This window comes from Pseudomonas sp. GW101-3H06 (assembly GCF_059424605.1).
Genome location: NZ_JBWKZO010000001.1, coordinates 3,278,932 through 3,297,596 on the forward strand (window position 1 = coordinate 3,278,932; position 18,665 = coordinate 3,297,596).

An 18,665-nucleotide genomic window follows, 5' to 3' on the forward strand; every position below is an offset into this window, starting at 1 on the left:
CGAAATCTCTGTGCCGCCGTGTGTCGAGTCAGTGTAGTTGACCGATCAGCGCTGTTTTCGGGGGGGCGCCCAAAGCATAAGCAGCTTTGAGGTGCTGAATCGACCGCAGGGGCAGGGGATCCTTATTTCGAAAAGGAATTGGATGCGACGGCAGGCGTGCGTCAGCCTCAGGGGCAGGTAGCGGCCGGCGCAGTCAGGCTTGCCACTTGATCGAACATCGTCAACGCGCGTGAGCGCCCACAGATATCGAGGAAGAGAAATGGCCAAGGCCGCAGATGTCGTTGTGCAATGCCTGGAAAACGAGGGCGTGGAGTTCGTATTCGGCATTCCTGGCGAGGAAAACCTGGACTTGCTGGAGTCCCTGCGCAAATCAACCATCAAGCTGGTACTGACCCGCCACGAGCAGTCCGCCGGTTTCATGGCCGCCACCTACGGCCGGCTCACGGGCAAGACCGGCGTCAGCCTGTCGACGCTCGGCCCCGGCGCGACCAACCTGGTCACGGCCGGTGCCTACGCCTACCTCGGTGGCATGCCGATGCTGATGATCACGGGGCAGAAACCGATCAAGAAGTCCAAGCAGGGCCGTTTCCAGATCCTGGACGTCGTCGGCATGATGCAGCCGCTGACCAAGTACACCCATCAGTTGGCGTCTGCCGACAACATTCCTTCGCGCGTACGCGAAGCCTTTCGCCTGGCTGAAGAAGAAAAGCCCGGGGCCGTGCACCTGGAATTGCCTGAAGACATTGCCGCCGAACAGACCGAAAGCATGCCGATCCCGCCGAGTCTGGTCCGTCGCCCCCTGGCCGAGCACAAGTCCATCGAAGGTGCCGTCGAAAAACTCAAGGCCGCCCGCAGCCCGATCCTGGTGATCGGCGCCGGCGCCAATCGAAAAATGACCGCCAAGGTCCTCAAACAACTGATCGACCAAACCGGCATCCCGTTTGTCACCACGCAAATGGGCAAGGGCGTGGTGGACGAACGCCACCCACGCTTTCTCGGCAACGCCGCGCTCTCTGCCGGCGACTTCGTCCACCGCGCGGTCGAGGCCGCCGACCTGATCGTCAACATCGGTCACGACGTGATTGAGAAGCCGCCGTTTTTCATGGTCCGTGGCGGAACCGAAGTGATCCACGTCAACTTCCGTTCTGCAGAAGTCGATCCTGTTTACTTCCCGCAGATCGAAGTGGTGGGCGACATCGCCAACGCCGTGTGGCAGATCGGCGAGGCGCTGAAAACCCAGAAACATTGGGACTTCAGCCGCCTGCTGGCGATCCGCGAAGCCAACGAAGCCCAGATCATCGAGGGCGCGGACGACAACCGCTTCCCGATCTACCCTCAGCGCTTCGTGGCTGATGTGCGTCGCGCCTTGCCATCCGAAGGCATCGTCGCGCTGGACAACGGTATCTACAAGATCTGGTTCGCGCGCAACTACAAGGCCCACAAGCCCAACACCGTGCTGCTGGACAACGCGCTGGCGACCATGGGCGCAGGCCTGCCATCGGCCATGGCCTCGCATTTGGTTTACCCGGATCGCCCTGTGGTGGCCGTGTGCGGCGACGGTGGTTTCATGATGAACAGCCAGGAACTGGAAACCGCAGTTCGCCTGAAGATGAACCTGACGGTCATCATCCTGCGCGACGACGGCTACGGCATGATCCGCTGGAAACAGTCGAACATGGGCTTCACCGATTTCGGTCTGGACTATGGCAATCCGGATTTCGTCATGTATGCGCAAAGCTATGGCGCCAACGGACACCGGGTGGAAAGTGCCGAAGAATTCCTGCCTCTGTTGCAACGCTGCATCAGCGAACCGGGCGTGCACGTGATCGATTGCCCCGTGGACTATTCGGAGAATGATTTCATTCTCAACACTGAGCTCAAGCGAAGAAGCGCGTTGGTCTGATCCATCAAGGCTGGTTAGGCAAAGTAGCGGTACGGCTGCGTCGTACCGCTCGACCAAGTGATGTCAGCAACTGATTGGCTTGTTGTTCAGCGATGTGTTTGCAGGATGACGCGGCTATCAAAAAAATGCGCAATCTCAGGCCTCTTGTCCCCGGCGCCATAAGCATCGTGTAAATTTGAACTGTAGCCATTGAGCATAGGACGCGAGGCACAGGCTCGATAGACGGTAAAACCGCCATTCGAATAATAAAAAGAACACTGATGCGTCCAGGAGATATGCCATGAGATCACAACCGATCCAGCAAAAATCTCACCCAGCAGGTCTACAGAGCGTTGCAGTCACCGACGCCAACGTGTTGGCGAACTCGTTATCGCAGTGGCAGCAAGAGTATCTGCAGATAAGCCCAGGGCCATTCGCGGGTTCGGTCACTGAAATTTCCGTTGGCGGGGTGCAGATTTTCCGCGAGGTGATGAACCAGGCGGTGGATCAGCATGGGCAGACGCTTCCTGGCAAATTTGCCTTGGGCATTCCCGTTTCGCTGCGTGGCCATGGTTATTGGTGTGGCAAAGAGCTTGATTGCATTGATTCAGTGTTCTTTTTGCGCCCGGATTCCGAACTCAAATTCAAGACGCCGGGCTACTCCGATATTTACGGCGCCTGCGTCGATATTGAAGCGTTCAGAAAATATTCGCCGGATGACGAATTTGACGAAAAAAATGTCATCGCTTTTACCAAAGAGGTCAGTTCGCTTGCGCCACAGAAGTGCGCCGCTTTCAGAAATGGATTCGATAGTTTTTTTCGGGCGGTCGAGGCCAATCCTCTAATTCTCGAATCAGACTCAGCCAAAAAACAGCTGACTTTCGACATCATGCAGCTCCTTCTCGGCATGACAGCCGACCTGCCAGTGTCGAAGAAGTCCCATGCAGACCAATTCATCCATCGCCATGTTGTAGACAGTGCGCGCGACTATATTCTGTCGAGAAAAAGTGAAGCTTTAACGGTGACCGATTTATGCGAAGGGCTGCGAACCAGTCACCGCTCGTTGCATTATGCATTTAATAAAGTTTTGGGTATCAGCCCCGTGACTTATCTGCGCTACATACGGTTGAACGGTGTCAGGGCAGCGCTCATCTCAAGCGATCAGTCGACGCTGATCAGTGAGGTGGCAGCCAAGTGGGGCTTCTGGCACATGGGCATGTTCAGCACCTATTACAAAGAGCTGTTTGGTGAGCGGCCTTCAGAAACACTGAAAACCTACCGTAATACAACGAACACCTAATAAGTAACGTGTAAACAACATGCCTGGTCATTCTCCAGGCATGACGGGATTGTTTTGTCTGATAAGTGGAGGAGCTCATGAGCAAGTTAAACGGAAAAGTGGCCTTGATTACGGGCGCTTCGAAAGGTATGGGTAAATCTCACGCCACTATTTATGCGAAGTACGGCGCCAACTTGATCCTGGTTGATCTCGATGAATCAATCAATGAAGTTGCAGCAGATATTCAAGAAAAATATGGCGTGGAAGTGCTTGCGCAAATAGGTGATGTCACCGATCCGCACGCCATGCGGTTGATTGCCGAAAAAGGCATGAAGCGGTTCGGCAAGTTGAATGCACTGGTATGCAATGCCGGCGTTTGTCGTCTCGCCAGGTTTCTCGACTCCAGCGACGCGGATCTGGATCTGCATATCAACGTCAATGTCAAAGGTGCGTGGCATACCGCGCGAGCAGTGCTGCCGCACATGATCGAATCCGGTGGAGGGGCGGTTGTGGTCATGTCGTCCGTCACCGGTGACATGACCGCTGATCCGGGCGAAGTGGCCTATGCGCTGTCCAAGTCCGCCTTGATCGGCTTCACCAAGGCCCTGGCGGTTGAAATGGCACCCCATAACATTCGGGTCAATGCCATCTGCCCGGGCTTTATATGGACGCCGATGGCTGAACAGGTCGCCAGGCAAGTCAACCCGAATGATCCGAAGTCGGTTCTGGATGAACTGGCCACGGCCATTCCAATGAAACGCCTGGGCAGGCCCGATGAAGTCGGTGAGTTGTCGGCTTTCCTCGCTTGTGAAGAGTCCAGTTATATCAATGGTGCGCAAATCGTGATCGATGGCGCCAGCACTATTCCCGAAACAGTCAGCATTGGGATGTAACAGGCATCCATTTCTCGGCAAGGACGCTGCTGCATCGACCCGTTTCCGTGATCCATAAAAACAAAAGAGTGGAGCATTCATGATGACAGAGCTAACCGAGTCCCTGCGTGAAGACGCGCCTCGAACGGGCGAAAAGTTGAAAGGCAACCTGGGTACTTATCAGATTGCACTATTGGTCATTGCCGCCGCAGCGCCTTTAGGTGCCGTTCTCACAGCTGCCCCCATTGGTTTCCAGCTTGGCAACGGCCCCGGGCTTGCCGGGACGTTCCTGATTGCCGGATTTCTGATGGTTTGTTTTTCGGCAGGTTATGGCGAGTTGATTCGGGCGATCCCCGGTGCAGGAGCGTTTTACAAATATCTTACGGTGGTTTTCGGCGCAAGAGTCGGTACTGGCGCAGCATGGGTAGCACTGGCCTCTTACGTGGCAATCACTATCGCCTTGGCGATTGTGTCGGGCTACTACACCCATTTGACCCTGCAAACATTTGGCGTGGATATTGGCTGGACATCGTGGACTGTATTGTTCATGGCGCTGACCTCTTATCTGGGCCGGGCGAATATTGATTTTGCCGCCAGGATTCTGGTGCCATTGGTACTGGCAGAGTTCTTCATGCTGTTTTTACTGGGCATATCCATCTTCATGGATAAAGGCATCGCCGCTTTTCCTGTTCAGGCTGTATCGATAGAAGCGATAACGTCGCCGGGGTTGGGTGTTGGACTGATGGTCGCGTTGGCAGCGTTCCTCGGCGTCGAGTCCGCGGCCCTCTATGCGATGGAAGCCAAGCGACCGGAAAAATCCATCCCCGGTGCCACTCGCCTGGCCGTGGCACTGGTGGCCGTCGCTTACTTTGTCATTATCTGGTTGATCGTCGGCGGCATCGGGGTTGAAGCGATCAAGGGCGAAGCGGCAACGTCTCAAGGTGAGCTGATCATCAATTTATTCGCGACACGCCTGGGCGGAACAACCGCGACCATTGTTTCAGTCATGTTGTGCACCAGTAATTTTGCGTGCCTGTTGTCACTTCACAATGCTGCAACTCGTTACGTTCATGTCCTTGCCAAGGATAAACACTTGCCGAGTGTTCTATCGAATATTCATCCGCGACGGAACTCCCCAGCCAATGCGAGTCTTTTGGTGACGGTGTTGGTTGCAATATGCATCGCCTTACCTACTTCGCTGGGTTATGACGCTTTTGTTTTCCTCTTCCCGGTCACCCTGGCGTTATCGACGCTTGGGCTGATTGGGTTACAGGCGTTTATTTCGCTGGCGGTCATTGCCCATTTTAAAAAGATCAATGATCGCCGGTATCTCAAGGTCCTGATCAGCCCACTTTTGGCGTTGGCAGGGCTTAGTCTGGCTGTTTATCTGATCTATGAGAACTACGGGCTGTTGACTGGAAGTGAATCGGCCTGGGTGAATGGAACGCCATTACTTTTTGTCGTGCTGTTTTTGTACGGTGTCATTAAAGGTCGAACAAAAAAAATTGATTGAACAGCCAACTAGACGCTGTGGCACTGCGTTTCTTCTTGCTCTGACTGCCTTACACCCCAAAAGTCCATTCAACTGGAAGTTTACGAAGCATGAACGTAACTCTCAAAGTAACGACCGCGTCCCACCCGCTTGACCCACTTTCGCTACAGGAACTTGCCTTGGCAAGTCGCATCCTCAAGCGAGAAAAAAACCTTCACGATAAATGCCGCTTCCCTTATTTGCATCTCGCCGAGCCGGATAAGCACGAAGTGCTGGCCCATGTTCCCGGTCGCGCATTTTCTCGGCGGGCATTTGCGTTAGTGCTGGATAAGCTGACCGGTAACACCTTCGAAGCGCTGGTCGATTTAAACAGCCAGACGCTTATTCATTGGCGGCCACTGGACATCGAAACCCAGGGGCATGCACCGATCATGATTGAAGAATTCGATTTGTGTGTAGAAGCCGTGCAAAACGACCCTGCCTGGCGCGCAGCTGTAAAGCGTCGCGGCCTCACTGATGCCGATATCGAAAACGTACAGATTGATCCCTGGTCATTTGGGAACTTCGGCGATGACGAGCGTTATCGGGGCAAGCGGCTGATGCGCGGCGTCGCTTTTTACCGCGACAAGTTGACTGACAATGGCTACGCCCACCCGATCGAAGGGCTGGTCGCAATCATCGATCTCAATAAAGGGGAGGTGATTGAGCTGTTGGATGACGGCCGTCTGACACCGATTCCCAAGGCAACGATCAACTACGATTCAGCGTCCCTGGGCCAGCCACGCGAGGGGCTCAAGCCGCTGCACATCACGCAGCCTGAAGGCGTGAGCTTTACGGTGGATGACTGGAAGGTGAGTTGGCAGAACTGGGAATTTCGCGTCGGCTTCACGCCTCGTGAAGGCTTGGTCCTGCATCAACTGGGCTACAAGGACGGCGGTGTCGTCCGGCCAATCATGTATCGCGCCAGTGTCACCGACATGGGCGTTCCCTACTCGGACAACGAGCTGAACCATTACTGGAAATGTGCTTTCGACGGTGGCGAATACGGGCTCGGTCGCCTGGCCAATCAACTGGAACTGGGCTGTGATTGCCTGGGCGCCATTCGCTATTTCGATGTGCCCTCGGTCAATGATCAGGGCGAACCCTTTGTCATGAAGAACGCCATCTGCATGCACGAGGAAGATTACGGCACGCTGTGGAAACACTATGAATTCCGCACGGGCGTGTTTGAAATGCGTCGTTCCCGGCGCCTGGTGATCAGCTTCTTCTGCACCGTGGCCAACTACGATTATGGCTTTTTCTGGTACCTCTATCAGGACGGCACGATTCAACTCGAGGCCAAACTGACCGGGATCATCCAGACCGCCGCTTTGGCCCCCGGGCTTCGCCCAACCAGTGGCGGAGGCATGGTCACCCCCGAGTTCTATGGTCCGACCCACCAGCATTTTTTCAGTGCGCGCTTGCACATGATGGTGGACGGCGAGCACAACTCCGTGACCGAGACCAATTTCCAGTCGCGCCCGCAAGGCGAGGGTAATACCTGGGGGAACGTTTTCGACAGTGTGACGACCACGTTTACCCATGAACTGGATGCGGCACGGCAAGCCAATGGCCAGACGGGGCGCTACTGGAAGATCATCAATCCGAACGTCAAGAACGCCGTCGGCAATCATCCCGGCTACAAGCTGATGGCCGAACACAATCCGGTCATGCTCGCCCAGGCGGACAGTTCATTTGGCCGACGCGCCGGGTTTGCCACCCAGCATCTGTGGGTGACCCCTTACGTACCCGGCGAGCGCTACGGGTCTGGCGATTACCCCAACCAGCATCGGGGGGACGGCCTGCCGGTCTACACGCGAAACAATCGAGAGATCCAGAACCGGGATCTGGTGGTCTGGCATACCTTCGGCCACACCCACATCTGCAAGCCGGAGGATTTTCCGGTGATGCCAGTGGAATACGTGGGTTTCAAGCTCAAGCCCAATAACTTCTTCAACGGCAACCCGGCCATGGATTTGCCGGCGAGCAGGGACCACGCCAGTGTCCAGGACGGCCAGCCGGCCAATTGCTGCAAACACAACGCCTGATCAAACCGTAATCAACTGACACCCAAGCGCTCAGGCGTTTGGGTCAGGGGGGTCGTCATGTCTGGATTATCGAGCTGGGTTTGGCTGGAGTTGCTCGTGATTGCCGTGTTTGTTTGCTGGTCGAGCGGGGGACCCAAAGGTTGGAAGCGTCAACCACTGTTGCTGGGCGGTGCGGCGCTGGTGTTTTTGCTTGGCCTGCAGCCTGCGCTGGATGCAGCTGCGCGCCACAGTGTCTGGCTGCACTGCCTGCAAAGCGCTTTGATTCACCACCTGGCACCCATCCTCTTGCTGTTTGCCGCAGCCCGGAAGTCGCCTGCCGGTACAGGCTCCAGGGCAGAAGGGAGGGCTGTTCGCGTTTGGGTGGTGGTAGCCTTCGGTGCAATGAGCGGCGTATGGATGCTGCCGCAACTGCATCAAAGACTGATGGACGATGCTGCGTTGTATGCGCTGATGAAATGGGCCATGGCGTTGAGCGGCCTTTGGTTATGCCGGGTGATGGGTCGTTATTGCCAGTGCGCAGACGTGCCATTGCGCCAGCAGTGGTGCTTCAGTCTGGCGGTAGCGTTACCGCAGGTGCTGGTGGGTGGGGTGCTGCTGTTCGGCCCTGTGCTGTATCCCATGCACGGTCACTCGATGACGCGCATGCACGGTGCCGGGGCTATCAGCGCGCAACTGGACCAGCTTTTGGGTGGCGCGCTGATTTGCCTGTCGGCGTTGCTACTGCTGTGGGTCGATCGCGTTTTGCATCGAAAACCTCGACCGATGATCCAGGCCGGTGGGCCGAGTTTGCCTGGGCATGAGGCGGCACCATCGTGCATTTAGCCGGTCCCGCCCCAATTGCCTGCTTGTTACTGATTCACCGACTTGCCGGGCTGCAGCAATCCGCAAGCCAATGCGATGAAACTCTCGCCAGCTTTCTCAGAGGCGGTTTGTGGATCCTGCGCATGCGCAATCCACAAGGAAGCGCCGAGCAGGGCACCCATGATCAGACGCGCTGTTGCCTCGGCGTCGACCACCCGGATGGTCCCTTCATCCATCAGCTTTTGAAGGCTGCGTTGGGTGCTGCGGATGCAAGCATTCTGGCTTGGCCACTGCGAAGGGTCGCCCAGCACCGCCGGCCCGTCGAGGAACACGATGCGTTGAATTTCCGGCTCCAGGGACATCTTGATGTAGGCGATGGATTCATCGATAAAGCCGTCCCAGGTCGTACTCGCCTCTTCAATGATGACCGATAGGCGCTCCATCATTTCTCCGTCGATCTGGGCGATGACGGCCTGTAGCAATCCTTTTTTGTCGCCAAAGTGGTGGTACAGCGCACCACGGGTCAGGCCCGCTTGAGCGGTGAAATCATCCATCGAGCTTTCTGCATAACCCTTCGCGGCAAACGCGTCTCGTGCAGCCTTGATCAGTTTGCCGCGAGTCTCCGCAATCATGTCCGCACGCTTCTGCGCCATCGATCGTGTTCCTTATCAAGAATTTAACATTCGCAACGTATGTCAGTTGACATACCTTGCGTATGTCGTATTGTGTCTGACATACGGGGCGTATGCAATGAGCCTGAGCAGTGTGCTCTCAGGCTCTGGAGCCTCGCCATTGAGCACAGGATACCGAGCAATGCGTGAACAGCGCGATTCCGATATTTCACTCCACCACGCAGGTCAGGTGAAAACCCTTGGATTTATCGTCAACCCTATCGCCGGGATGGGCGGGCGTGTGGGTTTGAAAGGCACTGATGGTGCCGAGGTTCTGCAGGAAGCAAAGCGTCGTGGTGCACAACCCGTCTCAAGCGATCGGGCTCTGCTCGCGCTCAAGCGTCTGGCTGCTTCGACGACGCCGTTTCGACTGATGACCGGCTCTGGGGACTTAGGGGAGGATGTGGCGCGCGCTGCAGGTCTCGACCCGATGGTCGTCTACACGTCAACTCCCGGATCGAGCCGGCCCGATGACACGCGAAATGCCGCGCTCGTCATGGCGTACGCCTCGGTCGACCTGCTCCTTTTCGCAGGGGGCGATGGCACCGCGCGGGATGTGCTGGAAGTGGTCGGCGATCGCGTGCCTATCCTGGGTATTCCGGCGGGCGTGAAAATGTACTCCGCCGTGTTCGGTACCAATGCGCAGAATGCAGGAAGTCTTGCGGCACGGTTCGTTGCCGCAGAACCCTCGGTGCGCTTTCGCGAAGCCGAGGTCATGGACATCGATGAGGCTGCAACGCGCAGCGATCAGGTGTCGGCGCGACTTTATGGCTACGCCCGCAGCCCGCATGAGCGCCACCTGACGCAAAACGCCAAGGCGGGTTCCGTTGCCAATGAAAACATGGCGCTCGACGCCGTGTCCCGGCAGGTTGTCAGGCAGATGAAACCTGGCTGCCTGTACCTGGTGGGCCCGGGTACCACGACACGGCGCGTCATGACAGAACTCGGCCTTCCTTCGACGCTGCTGGGCGTAGATGTGGTCATGGACGGCGCGCTGGTTGGCTCCGATCTCAATGAACACCAGTTGATCCGCCTGATGGAGGGGCACGAGACCCGCATCATCGTCGGCGTTCTGGGCGGTCACGGCAGCTTGTTCGGCCGTGGCAATCAGCAGATCAGCGCCGAGGTCATCCGCCGGGTAGGGCGCGAACACATCATCGTGATCACCTCGATGGACAAGCTCATCTCCCTCGATGCCGGCTGCCTGCGCGTCGATACCGGTGACGCCGATGTCGACGCCATGCTCAACGGCCACATACGTGTGCACACAGGACCTGACCGGTCCGTCTTTTTCAGGGTTCGATCCTGATCATTTGTTTCATCCGAAAAAACGAGGATAACCCCATGAGTAATCATGTCGCCCACCCCTACATGGCGAACTCCGTTCCTGCCCTCAAACAGGAAATGCTCGACTCAATCGGTGTCGACAGCATCGAGCAATTGTTCCAGCAGATCCCCGAAGCGCATCGACTGCAACGTCCGATTGACCTGCCGCCAGCACTTAATGAAAGCGAACTTCGTCGGCACCTGGTCAGTACGCTTTCGAAGAACAAGACTTGCGAGCAGAACCTCAACTTTCTGGGCGCCGGTTGCTGGCAGCATCACGTTCCTGCAGCGTGCGACGAGGTGGTACGCCGCAATGAATGGCTGACCTCGGTGTTCGGCGAACCGAGTTCGGACCATGGTCGCAATCAGGCCTGGTTTGAATTCTGCAGCCAGCTCGGCGAGCTGCTGAACATGGATCTGGTCGGTCTGCCCGTGCGCAGTTGGGGCTGCGCCGCAGGCCATGCCATTCGCATGGCTACGCGCATTACCGGGCGCAACGAAGTGGCGGTAGTACGCGCCATTGACCCGGAGCGCTTGTCGATCATTCGCAATTATTGTGAGCCGATTGACATGCCCAGCCACATCGTCGTGCGTCTTGTCGACTATGACCCGGCTACGGGGTTGCTTGATCTCGATCACCTTCGTGCGTCGATCGGTGCGCAAACCGCTGCCGTCTACTTCGAAACCCCGTCTTACTTCGGTGTGATCGAACAGCAAGGTGCCGAGATTGCCGCCATTGCCCATGCCGCCGGTGCCGAAGTCATCGTCGGTGTCGATCCCATCTCGCTGGGTGTACTGGCCGCACCGATCGATTTCGGCGCGGACATCGTGGTCGGTACCACGCAACCGCTCGGCGTGCATATGAACTGCGGGGGCGGTGTCAGCGGTTTCATTGCGACCCGCGACGAAGAACTCTATGCCCACCAGTACCCGACGCTATTTATCAGCATCGCCGAAACCACCAAGCCTGGCGAATACGGTTTCGGCCTGAGTCTGTTCGAACAATCGTCCTACGGTTTGCGTGACAAGGGTAACGATTGGACAGGGCATTCGGTGTACATGTGGGCCATCGCCAATGCTGTCTACATGGCCATGATGGGGCCTAAAGGCTTTGAGGACGTGGGCAAAATCATCCTGCAACGGGCTCACTACGCCGCGAAGCTGCTGGGTGAAATTCCGGGCGTGCGTGTGACGTTCCCGTCCGGCTTCTTCAAGGAGTTCGTGGTGAATTTCGACGCAACCGGTCTCAGCGTGAAAGACATCAACAAGCGCCTGCTCGCGCTCGGAATTTTCGGCGGTAAAGACCTGACACAGGATTTTCCAGCGCTTGGGGCCAGCGCCCTTTACTGCGTCACCGAGATTCACACACAGGCCGATCTTCAGCGTCTGACCGCTGTACTTAAAAAGGTAATCGCACAATGAGCACAACACTCAAGGAATACCACGCTCCCGTCTGGAGCGAACCCGTGATTCTGGAGATGGGCTATCCCGGCCGTCGCGGTGTGATTTTTTCCGACGTCGAGCCCGACGTGCAAGCGTCGGTCGGCAGCGCCGACGGACTGATACCCGCGATCATGCGACGTTCGCGCAAACCGGCTTTGCCGGAAATGTCCGAGCCCGAGGTGCTGTATCACTACCTGCGCCTGTCGCAGCAGACCCTGGGCATGATGAACATCAGCCTGTTCGGCACCTGCACCATGAAGTACAACGCCCAGATCAATGAGGCGATGGCCTGGCGCCCGGAAATCACCCACGTCCATCCCTACCAGGACGAGGATACCCTGCAAGGTGCGCTGGAAGTGGTGCACGGTATGGACAGGATTCTGTGCGAATTGTCCGGGATGGATCAGTTCATTTTCCAGGCAGGTGGCGGCGCCGACGCGGCGTACACCAGTTGTGCCGTGACCCGTGCCTACCATGCTTCCCGGGGCGAACTGGCACAACGAGACGAGATCATAACCACGATCCAGACTCACCCCAGCAGTGCCGCAACGGCCGCTGCCGCCGGATTCAAGGTCATCACGCTGATGATCGAGGAGAACGGTTACCCGTCGCTCGAATCCCTCAAGGCCGCCGTGTCCAATCGTACCGCTGCATTGATGGTGAACAACCCCGATGACATGGGTGTGTACAACCCGCAAATCCGCGAGTGGGTGCGGGTGGTGCACGAAGCAGGTGGTTTGTGCTTCTACGATCATGCCAACTTCAACGGCGCGATGACCAAGATCCGTGCGCGAGAGCTCGGTTTCGATGCGTGCATGTTCATGCTGCACAAGACATTCGGCGCACCGAAAAGCGGAGTAGGGGGGCCGGCGGTGGGTGCCTATGGTTGTTCGGCGGAACTTGCGCCATTCCTGCCGGCGCCTGTGGTCGCTTTCGATGGTGAGCGTTACAGCCTCGACTATGATCGTGCGCAGAGCGCCGGCAAGATCCGCGAATTCTGGGGCAACGTTCCGGTGATTCTCAAGGCCTATGCCTGGTCGCGGGCCATGGGCGCCGCCGGGATGGCGGAGGCGTCCGATATCTCGGTTCTGGCCAACAACTACATGGAAAAAGGTCTGCTGGCGATACGCGGCGTGACCCGTTCACATCCGCAGGCCACGAGCCCGCGGATGGAGATGACACGCTACAGTCTTGAACAACTCAAGGAAGACACCGGGGTTGACGTCCACGATGTGCAGAACCGCATGAGCGACTTTGGCATCGATCCAATGTGGAGCAGCCATCACCCGTGGCTGGTGCCGGAGCCGTTCACCCCGGAACCGGGCGAAATGTATGGCAAGGAGGCACTGGACACCTGGATCGCGGTGCTCGCGCGGATCTCCGACGAGGCCTACTCCAACCCGGAGATCGTCAAGACTTCGCCCCATAACCAGGCAATCCACAGGCTCAAGAGCGCACCTCTGGAAGACCCACAACATTGGGCCATGACCTGGCGGTCGTTCTTGCGCAAGAACAAGAAGCAAACGGCTTGACCCCATGTTCTACCGTTGCAGCGTCCCGCCGATCAGGCGGGGCGTTATTGAAACCTGATCAGAGCTAACAATCAGCCATCGGAGGTTTCCGGCACAGCTACTCTCGCTGGCGATCTCCCCACAGGAACACCTCATGTCGATTTTCGAAACGGGCATGGCGCCCTCGGCAGTCAATCATATCGCCCTCTCTCCACTGAGCTTCATTGAGCGTACGGCCTCCGTCTACGGTCAATATCCGGCGGTCATCCACGGCTCCATCAGGCGCAACTGGCAACAAACCTATGAACGCTGCCGGCAGCTGGCCGGTGCGCTCAGCGGACGCGGCATCGGCAAGGGGGATACGGTGGCGGTCATGCTGCCCAACATTCCGGCGATGCTCGAGGCTCACTTCGGCGTGCCGATGATCGGCGCGGTCCTCAATACCTTGAACGTACGCCTGGATGCTCAGGCCATTGCCTTCATGCTTGAGCACGGCGAGGCCAAGGTGTTGATCACCGATCGTGAGTTTCACGCCGTCATCACTGAAGCGTTGAGCGTGCTTTCCCATCCGCCACTGGTGGTCGATGTCGACGATCCGGAATACGGCGAAGGCAGCCCGGTCAGCGATCTGGACTACGAAGCGTTCCTCGCTGAAGGCGACCCGCAGTTTGCCTGGCAATGGCCTGAAGATGAATGGCAGGCCATCTCGCTCAACTACACATCCGGCACCACGGGTAATCCTAAGGGCGTGGTGTACCACCACCGTGGCGCCTACCTCAACGCTCTGGGCAATCAGATGACGTGGGCGATGGGAAACCATCCGGTGTATCTGTGGACATTACCGATGTTCCATTGCAATGGCTGGTGCTATCCATGGACGGTGACCGCGCTGGCCGGGACTCACGTGTTCCTGCGTCGCATCGACCCGCAAAAAATTCTCAGGCTGATTCATGAACATCAGGTCAGTCACCTGTGCGGGGCGCCTATTGTTCTCAATGGGCTGGTCAACCTGCCCGACGCAGCCAAAGTCACCATCGATCATCCGGTCGACGCCATGCTCGCGGGCGCCGCCCCTCCGGCCAAAGTCATCGGCGCGGTCGAGGAGATGGGGATCAAGGTCACGCACGTCTATGGTCTGACCGAAGTGTACGGCCCAGTGACCGTCTGTGCCTGGCATGCGCAATGGGACGAGCAACCACTGAATGAGCGAGCAAGGATCAAGGCGCGCCAGGGCGTGCGCTATCCGACTCTGGAGGGATTGATGGTTGCCGATCCGCAAACCCTTGAACCGGTCCCCTTCGATGGGGTCAGCGTTGGCGAAGTCTTCATGCGCGGGAACACAGTGATGAAGGGGTATTTGAAGAACCCCGAAGCCACACGCGAAGCGTTCGAGGGTGGCTGGTTCCATACCGGCGACCTGGCGGTTCGTCACCTTGACGGCTATGTCGAAATCAAGGATCGCCTCAAGGACATCATCATTTCTGGCGGGGAGAATATCTCCACCATTGAAGTCGAGGACGTTCTCTATCGTCATCCGGCGGTACTGGAGGCCGCAGTGGTTGCCCGCCCGGACGAAAAATGGGGTGAAACACCTTGTGCCTACATCAAGCTCAAAGCCGACTTTCAGGACATCCAGGAAGCCGACATCATCCTGTTCTGTCGTGACCATCTGGCGGGTTTCAAACTGCCAAAAACGGTAGTGTTCAGCGAGTTGCCGAAAACCTCGACAGGCAAAATCCAGAAGTATTTGCTGCGGGATTGGGCCAAGGCACTCGGAAAAAACTGACGTTGACCGGTGCCATTTTACGTGTCTCGTATTGCGAGGATGGAGGGATGTAGAGAGGCTGATTCGGCAGGGGCATAACGTGCCCCATGGCCGCGCATGTCTGACACGACTGCGCGGCATCCTGCCTCGGTGACCCTTATTGGGGAACCTTGGCCGCTGACGGCAATGTCTGATTACAGTCGAGCTACTTTTTGCGGTTCTCCGCCGCCCCAGTACAACCAGGTCCAACCGTCGCCCTTGCGCTGGAACACCCCGGTGGCGACGTACTGGACGACCGTTGGCTCACTGTTTTCAATCGTGTGGCCGTCGATGCGGATCTGCGCCCAGGCAATGTCACCACGCATCCAGGACACGACCAGCCGAGGCTCCCAGCGAATGTTCAAGGTGGTCACCCACGTCACACCATTTTGTACTGCCTCGGTTCCCATGAAGAACTCGTCCAGACCGGAGCCTGCGATCGCGACGTCCGGGTCGGCGAAGTACTTGGCGACGTCCGAGCCAGGAGTGGAAAACCCCTGCAGGACTTTCGCGATAAAGGCATTGAGGGATTCCCGAGTCGCCGTGTCGGAAATCATTGAAGGTGACTGGTACCCAGCGAGGCTGTCGATCATAAATACTCCTGTTGGCTTGCGCGGTGTGCGGACTTTTCCGCGGTTGACGGGTATGTCGGTCCGTACGGAAAACTCAACATACGATACGTATGTTAAGCATGCTGTTTAACATTCGTCTCGTATGTCAATTAGCGTGCATGCCGTATGTCGTTGCGTAAGCCCTGCAGTGGAAGGCGCGTCGGGCTTCTGGAGAATGCGCTGAATCGTGATTGAGCAATGGCAGGGTTGTTGTGGAGGAGTGGTCAATTCGCAGCTTTGCATACGTTGCGTATGCTGTATTTGCTGCAGGCATACACGACGCAGGTAAGGTCGCGGCCTACCCATCGGCCGCTTTGTGCGTGACCGAAGTCACGCGCATGAGCGCCAGCATCATGCCGGAGTGCCTGATTCAGAGCCCTTAGTACGTTTGCCCGATGATCAAGGGCGATCCAGACGTTAAAAGTGGATTTCAGCAGTCTTGAGGCCCAAGTCACGAAGCTCGGCGATCAAATCATCCAGATGCCCGAAAGACTCGACCTCTTCGTTGTCATCAACCAGGAAATAACTTCTCCCGGCGTCCTTCTTGAAAAACACAATCCACTCCTTGGGGTTGGTCGGGTTTGCGATCACATGGGTGTCGAAGGACACGCCTTCGGCATGTTTGGTTTTCACAGTTTTACGATTCATGTCTGTCACCACGCTACGCGCGTTCTCAAAATTCTCTATTGGCAGTGCATGCCCGCCCAGCTCCATCATCTGAGCGTTCACCATAAACACCTCCAGCCGCATGACGCAGTGGAGCCAGGGCATTTCAATTATCACTGTATGTTAATATTATGCACATGCATCCACTGAGGGGCTAGCCATGATTGCGATAGGTGAGGCGTGGAAGACGGGGTTGTTGGGGCGAGGGCACTGGCTTGGCAATATAGTGTCTGGCGTGATCGTCGGGGTCGTAGCGCTCCCGCTGGCAATGGCGTTTGCCATCGCATCTGGCGTCAAGCCTGAACAAGGCATCTACACCGCAATCATCGGTGGTCTGCTGGTTTCGCTCTTTGGGGGAAGCCGCTTGCAAATTGCCGGGCCGACAGGTGCGTTCATCGTGATTCTGGCGGGCGTCACCGCCGAGCATGGTGTTGATGGCCTGCAGATCGCCACGATGATGGCGGGAGCCATGCTGTTATTGCTGGGGATGGCCCGACTCGGTGCAATCATCAAGTTTATTCCCGATCCGGTGATCGTCGGATTCACAGCGGGCATCGGCGTGATCATTTGGGTCGGGCAGTGGAGAGACTTTTTCGGTTTACCGAAGGTCAGTGGAGAGCACTTCCATGAAAAGCTCTGGCATCTGCTCCAGGCCCTGCCGGATCTTCATATCGCCACAACCCTGTTGGCGGTGGTCAGCCTTTTCCTGGTCATAAGCGCGTCCAGAATTCCCGGACTCAAACGGATACCTGGCCCGCTAATCGCCATGGCCGTCGCTACCGCGATTCAGTCAATCTTTCACTTCGAGGGGGTTGCCACAATTGGCAGTGCATTTGGGGGGATACCTCAAGGTCTGCCAGCACTGAGCCTGCCTGAAATCACGCTGTCGCGTGTCATCGATTTGATTGGTCCGGCGTTCACGATCGCCATGCTTGGGGCCATCGAATCACTGCTGTCCGCAATGGTGGCCGATGGCATGGCTGGCACCAAGCATGATTCCAATCAGGAGCTGATCGGTCAGGGTGTGGCCAACCTGGTCACGCCCTTGTTTGGCGGCTTTGCCGCTACCGGGGCCATTGCCCGCACGGCAACCAATATCCGTAACGGCGGCACAAGCCCGCTGGCCGGTATTACGCACGCCGTCACCCTGGTGCTTATTATTCTGTTTCTGGCACCTCTGGCCTCAAACATCCCACTGTGCGCCCTGGCCGCGATTCTTTTCGTGGTCGCGTTCAACATGAGCGAGTTGAAGCATTTCAAACGCATGGTCCAGCGAGCCCCGCGCGCGGACGTATCGATCCTGCTCATCACCTTCAGCCTCACTGTGTTCAGCGACTTGGTGATCGCCGTGAATATTGGCGTCATTCTGGCGATGCTGCACTTCATGCGCCGCATGGCCTCATCCGTGGAGGTGCAACAGGTCGTCGAGCACGAGCTGGAAGAAGAGCTAAGGGCCAACGGGCATGCTCGCCTGCCGCCCGGGACGTTGATTTATACGATTGAAGGGCCGTTGTTCTTTGGCGCGGCCGAGACGTTCGAGCGAGTCCTGGCTCAGACCCATACCGACCCACACCTGCTGATTATCCGTTTGAAGCGCGTCCCATTCATGGATATCACGGGCTTACAGGTGCTGGAAGAGGTCATCCAGCAGCTGCACAAGCGGCATATCGTGGTGAAACTATGCGAGGCGAATACGAAAGTGCGTAACAAGCTCGAAAGGGTGGGTATCTTGCAAGAAATCGGCGCGGAGCATTACCACACCGACTTCAACACCGCGTTGGCTGAAGCTGTCAGTCTCGCAGAGAAGACATCGACACTTTAGAGGCTAACGGTCCGTGCCAGGTTATGGCTTGGTGCTGGTAGCGTGCTTGCTTTTGGTCGAATAGCTGGCGCCGTGGGCGTCCAGGTAGTCACGAATCAGCTGGCGAACCACCTGCGAAGACGTCAAATCCTGTGCTGCACAGAGCTCCTCGAACGCTTTTTTCTTGATGGGATCAATGAGCACAGTGAGGCGTGCAGTCTTGCTTTCCATGGGGTATTCAATCACTCAATCGCTAGATGTTAATCAAATTGTAATTGCCTTGTCCGGTGCTGTCACTGTTGCGACCGTGGGTCGTTCGGCAGGTCGATTGTGATCAGTCATGTGCGACCGGGAAAGACTTCAGAGCTATCCTGAGTCTTTAAGCCGAGCACTGTAGCGACTTTGTATACAGGGGCAGG

The 18,665-nt window shown here is 57.1% G+C and carries 15 protein-coding genes; 11 read left to right on the forward strand and 4 right to left on the reverse strand.

Annotated features, from left to right (window positions below; translation table 11 throughout):
• The first annotated feature begins 259 nt into the window (after window positions 1-259).
• The 6 genes from AC07ZE_RS14965 (at window position 260) to AC07ZE_RS14990 (ending at window position 8,434) form a co-directional block, all read left to right on the forward strand.
• The gene (locus AC07ZE_RS14965) at window positions 260-1,903 is read left to right on the forward strand and encodes an acetolactate synthase large subunit (RefSeq protein WP_207265492.1); all 1,644 of its coding nucleotides are present in this window, start codon (window positions 260-262) and stop codon (window positions 1,901-1,903) included.
• 280 nt (window positions 1,904-2,183) lie between these two features.
• Complete coding sequence (locus tag AC07ZE_RS14970) at window positions 2,184-3,182, forward strand: helix-turn-helix domain-containing protein (RefSeq protein ID WP_207265493.1); 999 nt, start codon at window positions 2,184-2,186, stop codon at window positions 3,180-3,182.
• Window positions 3,183-3,259: 77 nt separating this feature from the next.
• On the forward strand, window positions 3,260-4,054 hold the full coding sequence (gene ucpA / locus AC07ZE_RS14975; protein WP_207265494.1) for an SDR family oxidoreductase UcpA: 795 nt from the start codon (window positions 3,260-3,262) through the stop codon (window positions 4,052-4,054).
• A gap of 79 nt (window positions 4,055-4,133) precedes the next feature.
• Window positions 4,134-5,546, forward strand: coding sequence for an APC family permease (locus AC07ZE_RS14980; RefSeq protein WP_259331955.1), 1,413 nt, complete (start codon window positions 4,134-4,136; stop codon window positions 5,544-5,546).
• Window positions 5,547-5,635: 89 nt separating this feature from the next.
• The gene (locus AC07ZE_RS14985) at window positions 5,636-7,612 is read left to right on the forward strand and encodes a primary-amine oxidase (protein ID WP_207265495.1); all 1,977 of its coding nucleotides are present in this window, start codon (window positions 5,636-5,638) and stop codon (window positions 7,610-7,612) included.
• 57 nt (window positions 7,613-7,669) lie between these two features.
• Complete coding sequence (locus AC07ZE_RS14990) at window positions 7,670-8,434, forward strand: cytochrome c oxidase assembly protein (RefSeq protein WP_207265496.1); 765 nt, start codon at window positions 7,670-7,672, stop codon at window positions 8,432-8,434.
• Window positions 8,435-8,460: 26 nt separating this feature from the next.
• Here the strand turns inward: AC07ZE_RS14990 and AC07ZE_RS14995 are convergent, their stop codons facing one another.
• Window positions 8,461-9,066, reverse strand: coding sequence for a TetR/AcrR family transcriptional regulator (locus AC07ZE_RS14995; RefSeq protein ID WP_207265497.1), 606 nt, complete (start codon window positions 9,064-9,066; stop codon window positions 8,461-8,463).
• A gap of 160 nt (window positions 9,067-9,226) precedes the next feature.
• On the opposite strand from AC07ZE_RS14995, the gene AC07ZE_RS15000 reads away from it, so the two are divergent.
• From AC07ZE_RS15000 to AC07ZE_RS15015, 4 genes are all read left to right on the forward strand, one after another.
• Complete coding sequence (locus AC07ZE_RS15000; RefSeq protein ID WP_207265498.1) at window positions 9,227-10,393, forward strand: ATP-NAD kinase family protein; 1,167 nt, start codon at window positions 9,227-9,229, stop codon at window positions 10,391-10,393.
• A gap of 35 nt (window positions 10,394-10,428) precedes the next feature.
• Window positions 10,429-11,832, forward strand: coding sequence for an aminomethyl-transferring glycine dehydrogenase subunit GcvPA (gene gcvPA, locus AC07ZE_RS15005; RefSeq protein WP_207265499.1), 1,404 nt, complete (start codon window positions 10,429-10,431; stop codon window positions 11,830-11,832).
• Window positions 11,829-13,385 (forward strand): aminomethyl-transferring glycine dehydrogenase subunit GcvPB, encoded by a 1,557-nt coding sequence (gene gcvPB, locus AC07ZE_RS15010; RefSeq protein WP_207265500.1) that lies wholly within the window; start codon window positions 11,829-11,831, stop codon window positions 13,383-13,385. The genes gcvPA and gcvPB overlap by 4 nt, the downstream gene beginning before the upstream one ends.
• Before the next feature lie 133 nt (window positions 13,386-13,518).
• Window positions 13,519-15,150 carry an acyl-CoA synthetase gene (locus tag AC07ZE_RS15015; protein ID WP_207265501.1) on the forward strand — a complete coding sequence of 544 codons (1,632 nt, stop codon included), beginning with the start codon at window positions 13,519-13,521 and terminating at the stop codon, window positions 15,148-15,150.
• A 173-nt stretch (window positions 15,151-15,323) separates the two neighbouring features.
• Here the strand turns inward: AC07ZE_RS15015 and AC07ZE_RS15020 are convergent, their stop codons facing one another.
• Both AC07ZE_RS15020 and AC07ZE_RS15025 read right to left on the reverse strand, forming a co-directional pair.
• Window positions 15,324-15,761 (reverse strand): nuclear transport factor 2 family protein, encoded by a 438-nt coding sequence (locus tag AC07ZE_RS15020; RefSeq protein ID WP_207265502.1) that lies wholly within the window; start codon window positions 15,759-15,761, stop codon window positions 15,324-15,326.
• Window positions 15,762-16,196: 435 nt separating this feature from the next.
• Window positions 16,197-16,427 (reverse strand): hypothetical protein, encoded by a 231-nt coding sequence (locus AC07ZE_RS15025; RefSeq protein ID WP_207267820.1) that lies wholly within the window; start codon window positions 16,425-16,427, stop codon window positions 16,197-16,199.
• A 178-nt stretch (window positions 16,428-16,605) separates the two neighbouring features.
• On the opposite strand from AC07ZE_RS15025, the gene AC07ZE_RS15030 reads away from it, so the two are divergent.
• Window positions 16,606-18,267 carry a SulP family inorganic anion transporter gene (locus tag AC07ZE_RS15030; protein ID WP_207265503.1) on the forward strand — a complete coding sequence of 554 codons (1,662 nt, stop codon included), beginning with the start codon at window positions 16,606-16,608 and terminating at the stop codon, window positions 18,265-18,267.
• A gap of 21 nt (window positions 18,268-18,288) precedes the next feature.
• On the opposite strand, the gene AC07ZE_RS15035 is transcribed toward AC07ZE_RS15030, so the two are convergent.
• On the reverse strand, window positions 18,289-18,477 hold the full coding sequence (locus AC07ZE_RS15035; RefSeq protein WP_207265504.1) for a ribbon-helix-helix protein, CopG family: 189 nt from the start codon (window positions 18,475-18,477) through the stop codon (window positions 18,289-18,291).
• Window positions 18,478-18,665 lie beyond the last annotated feature (188 nt).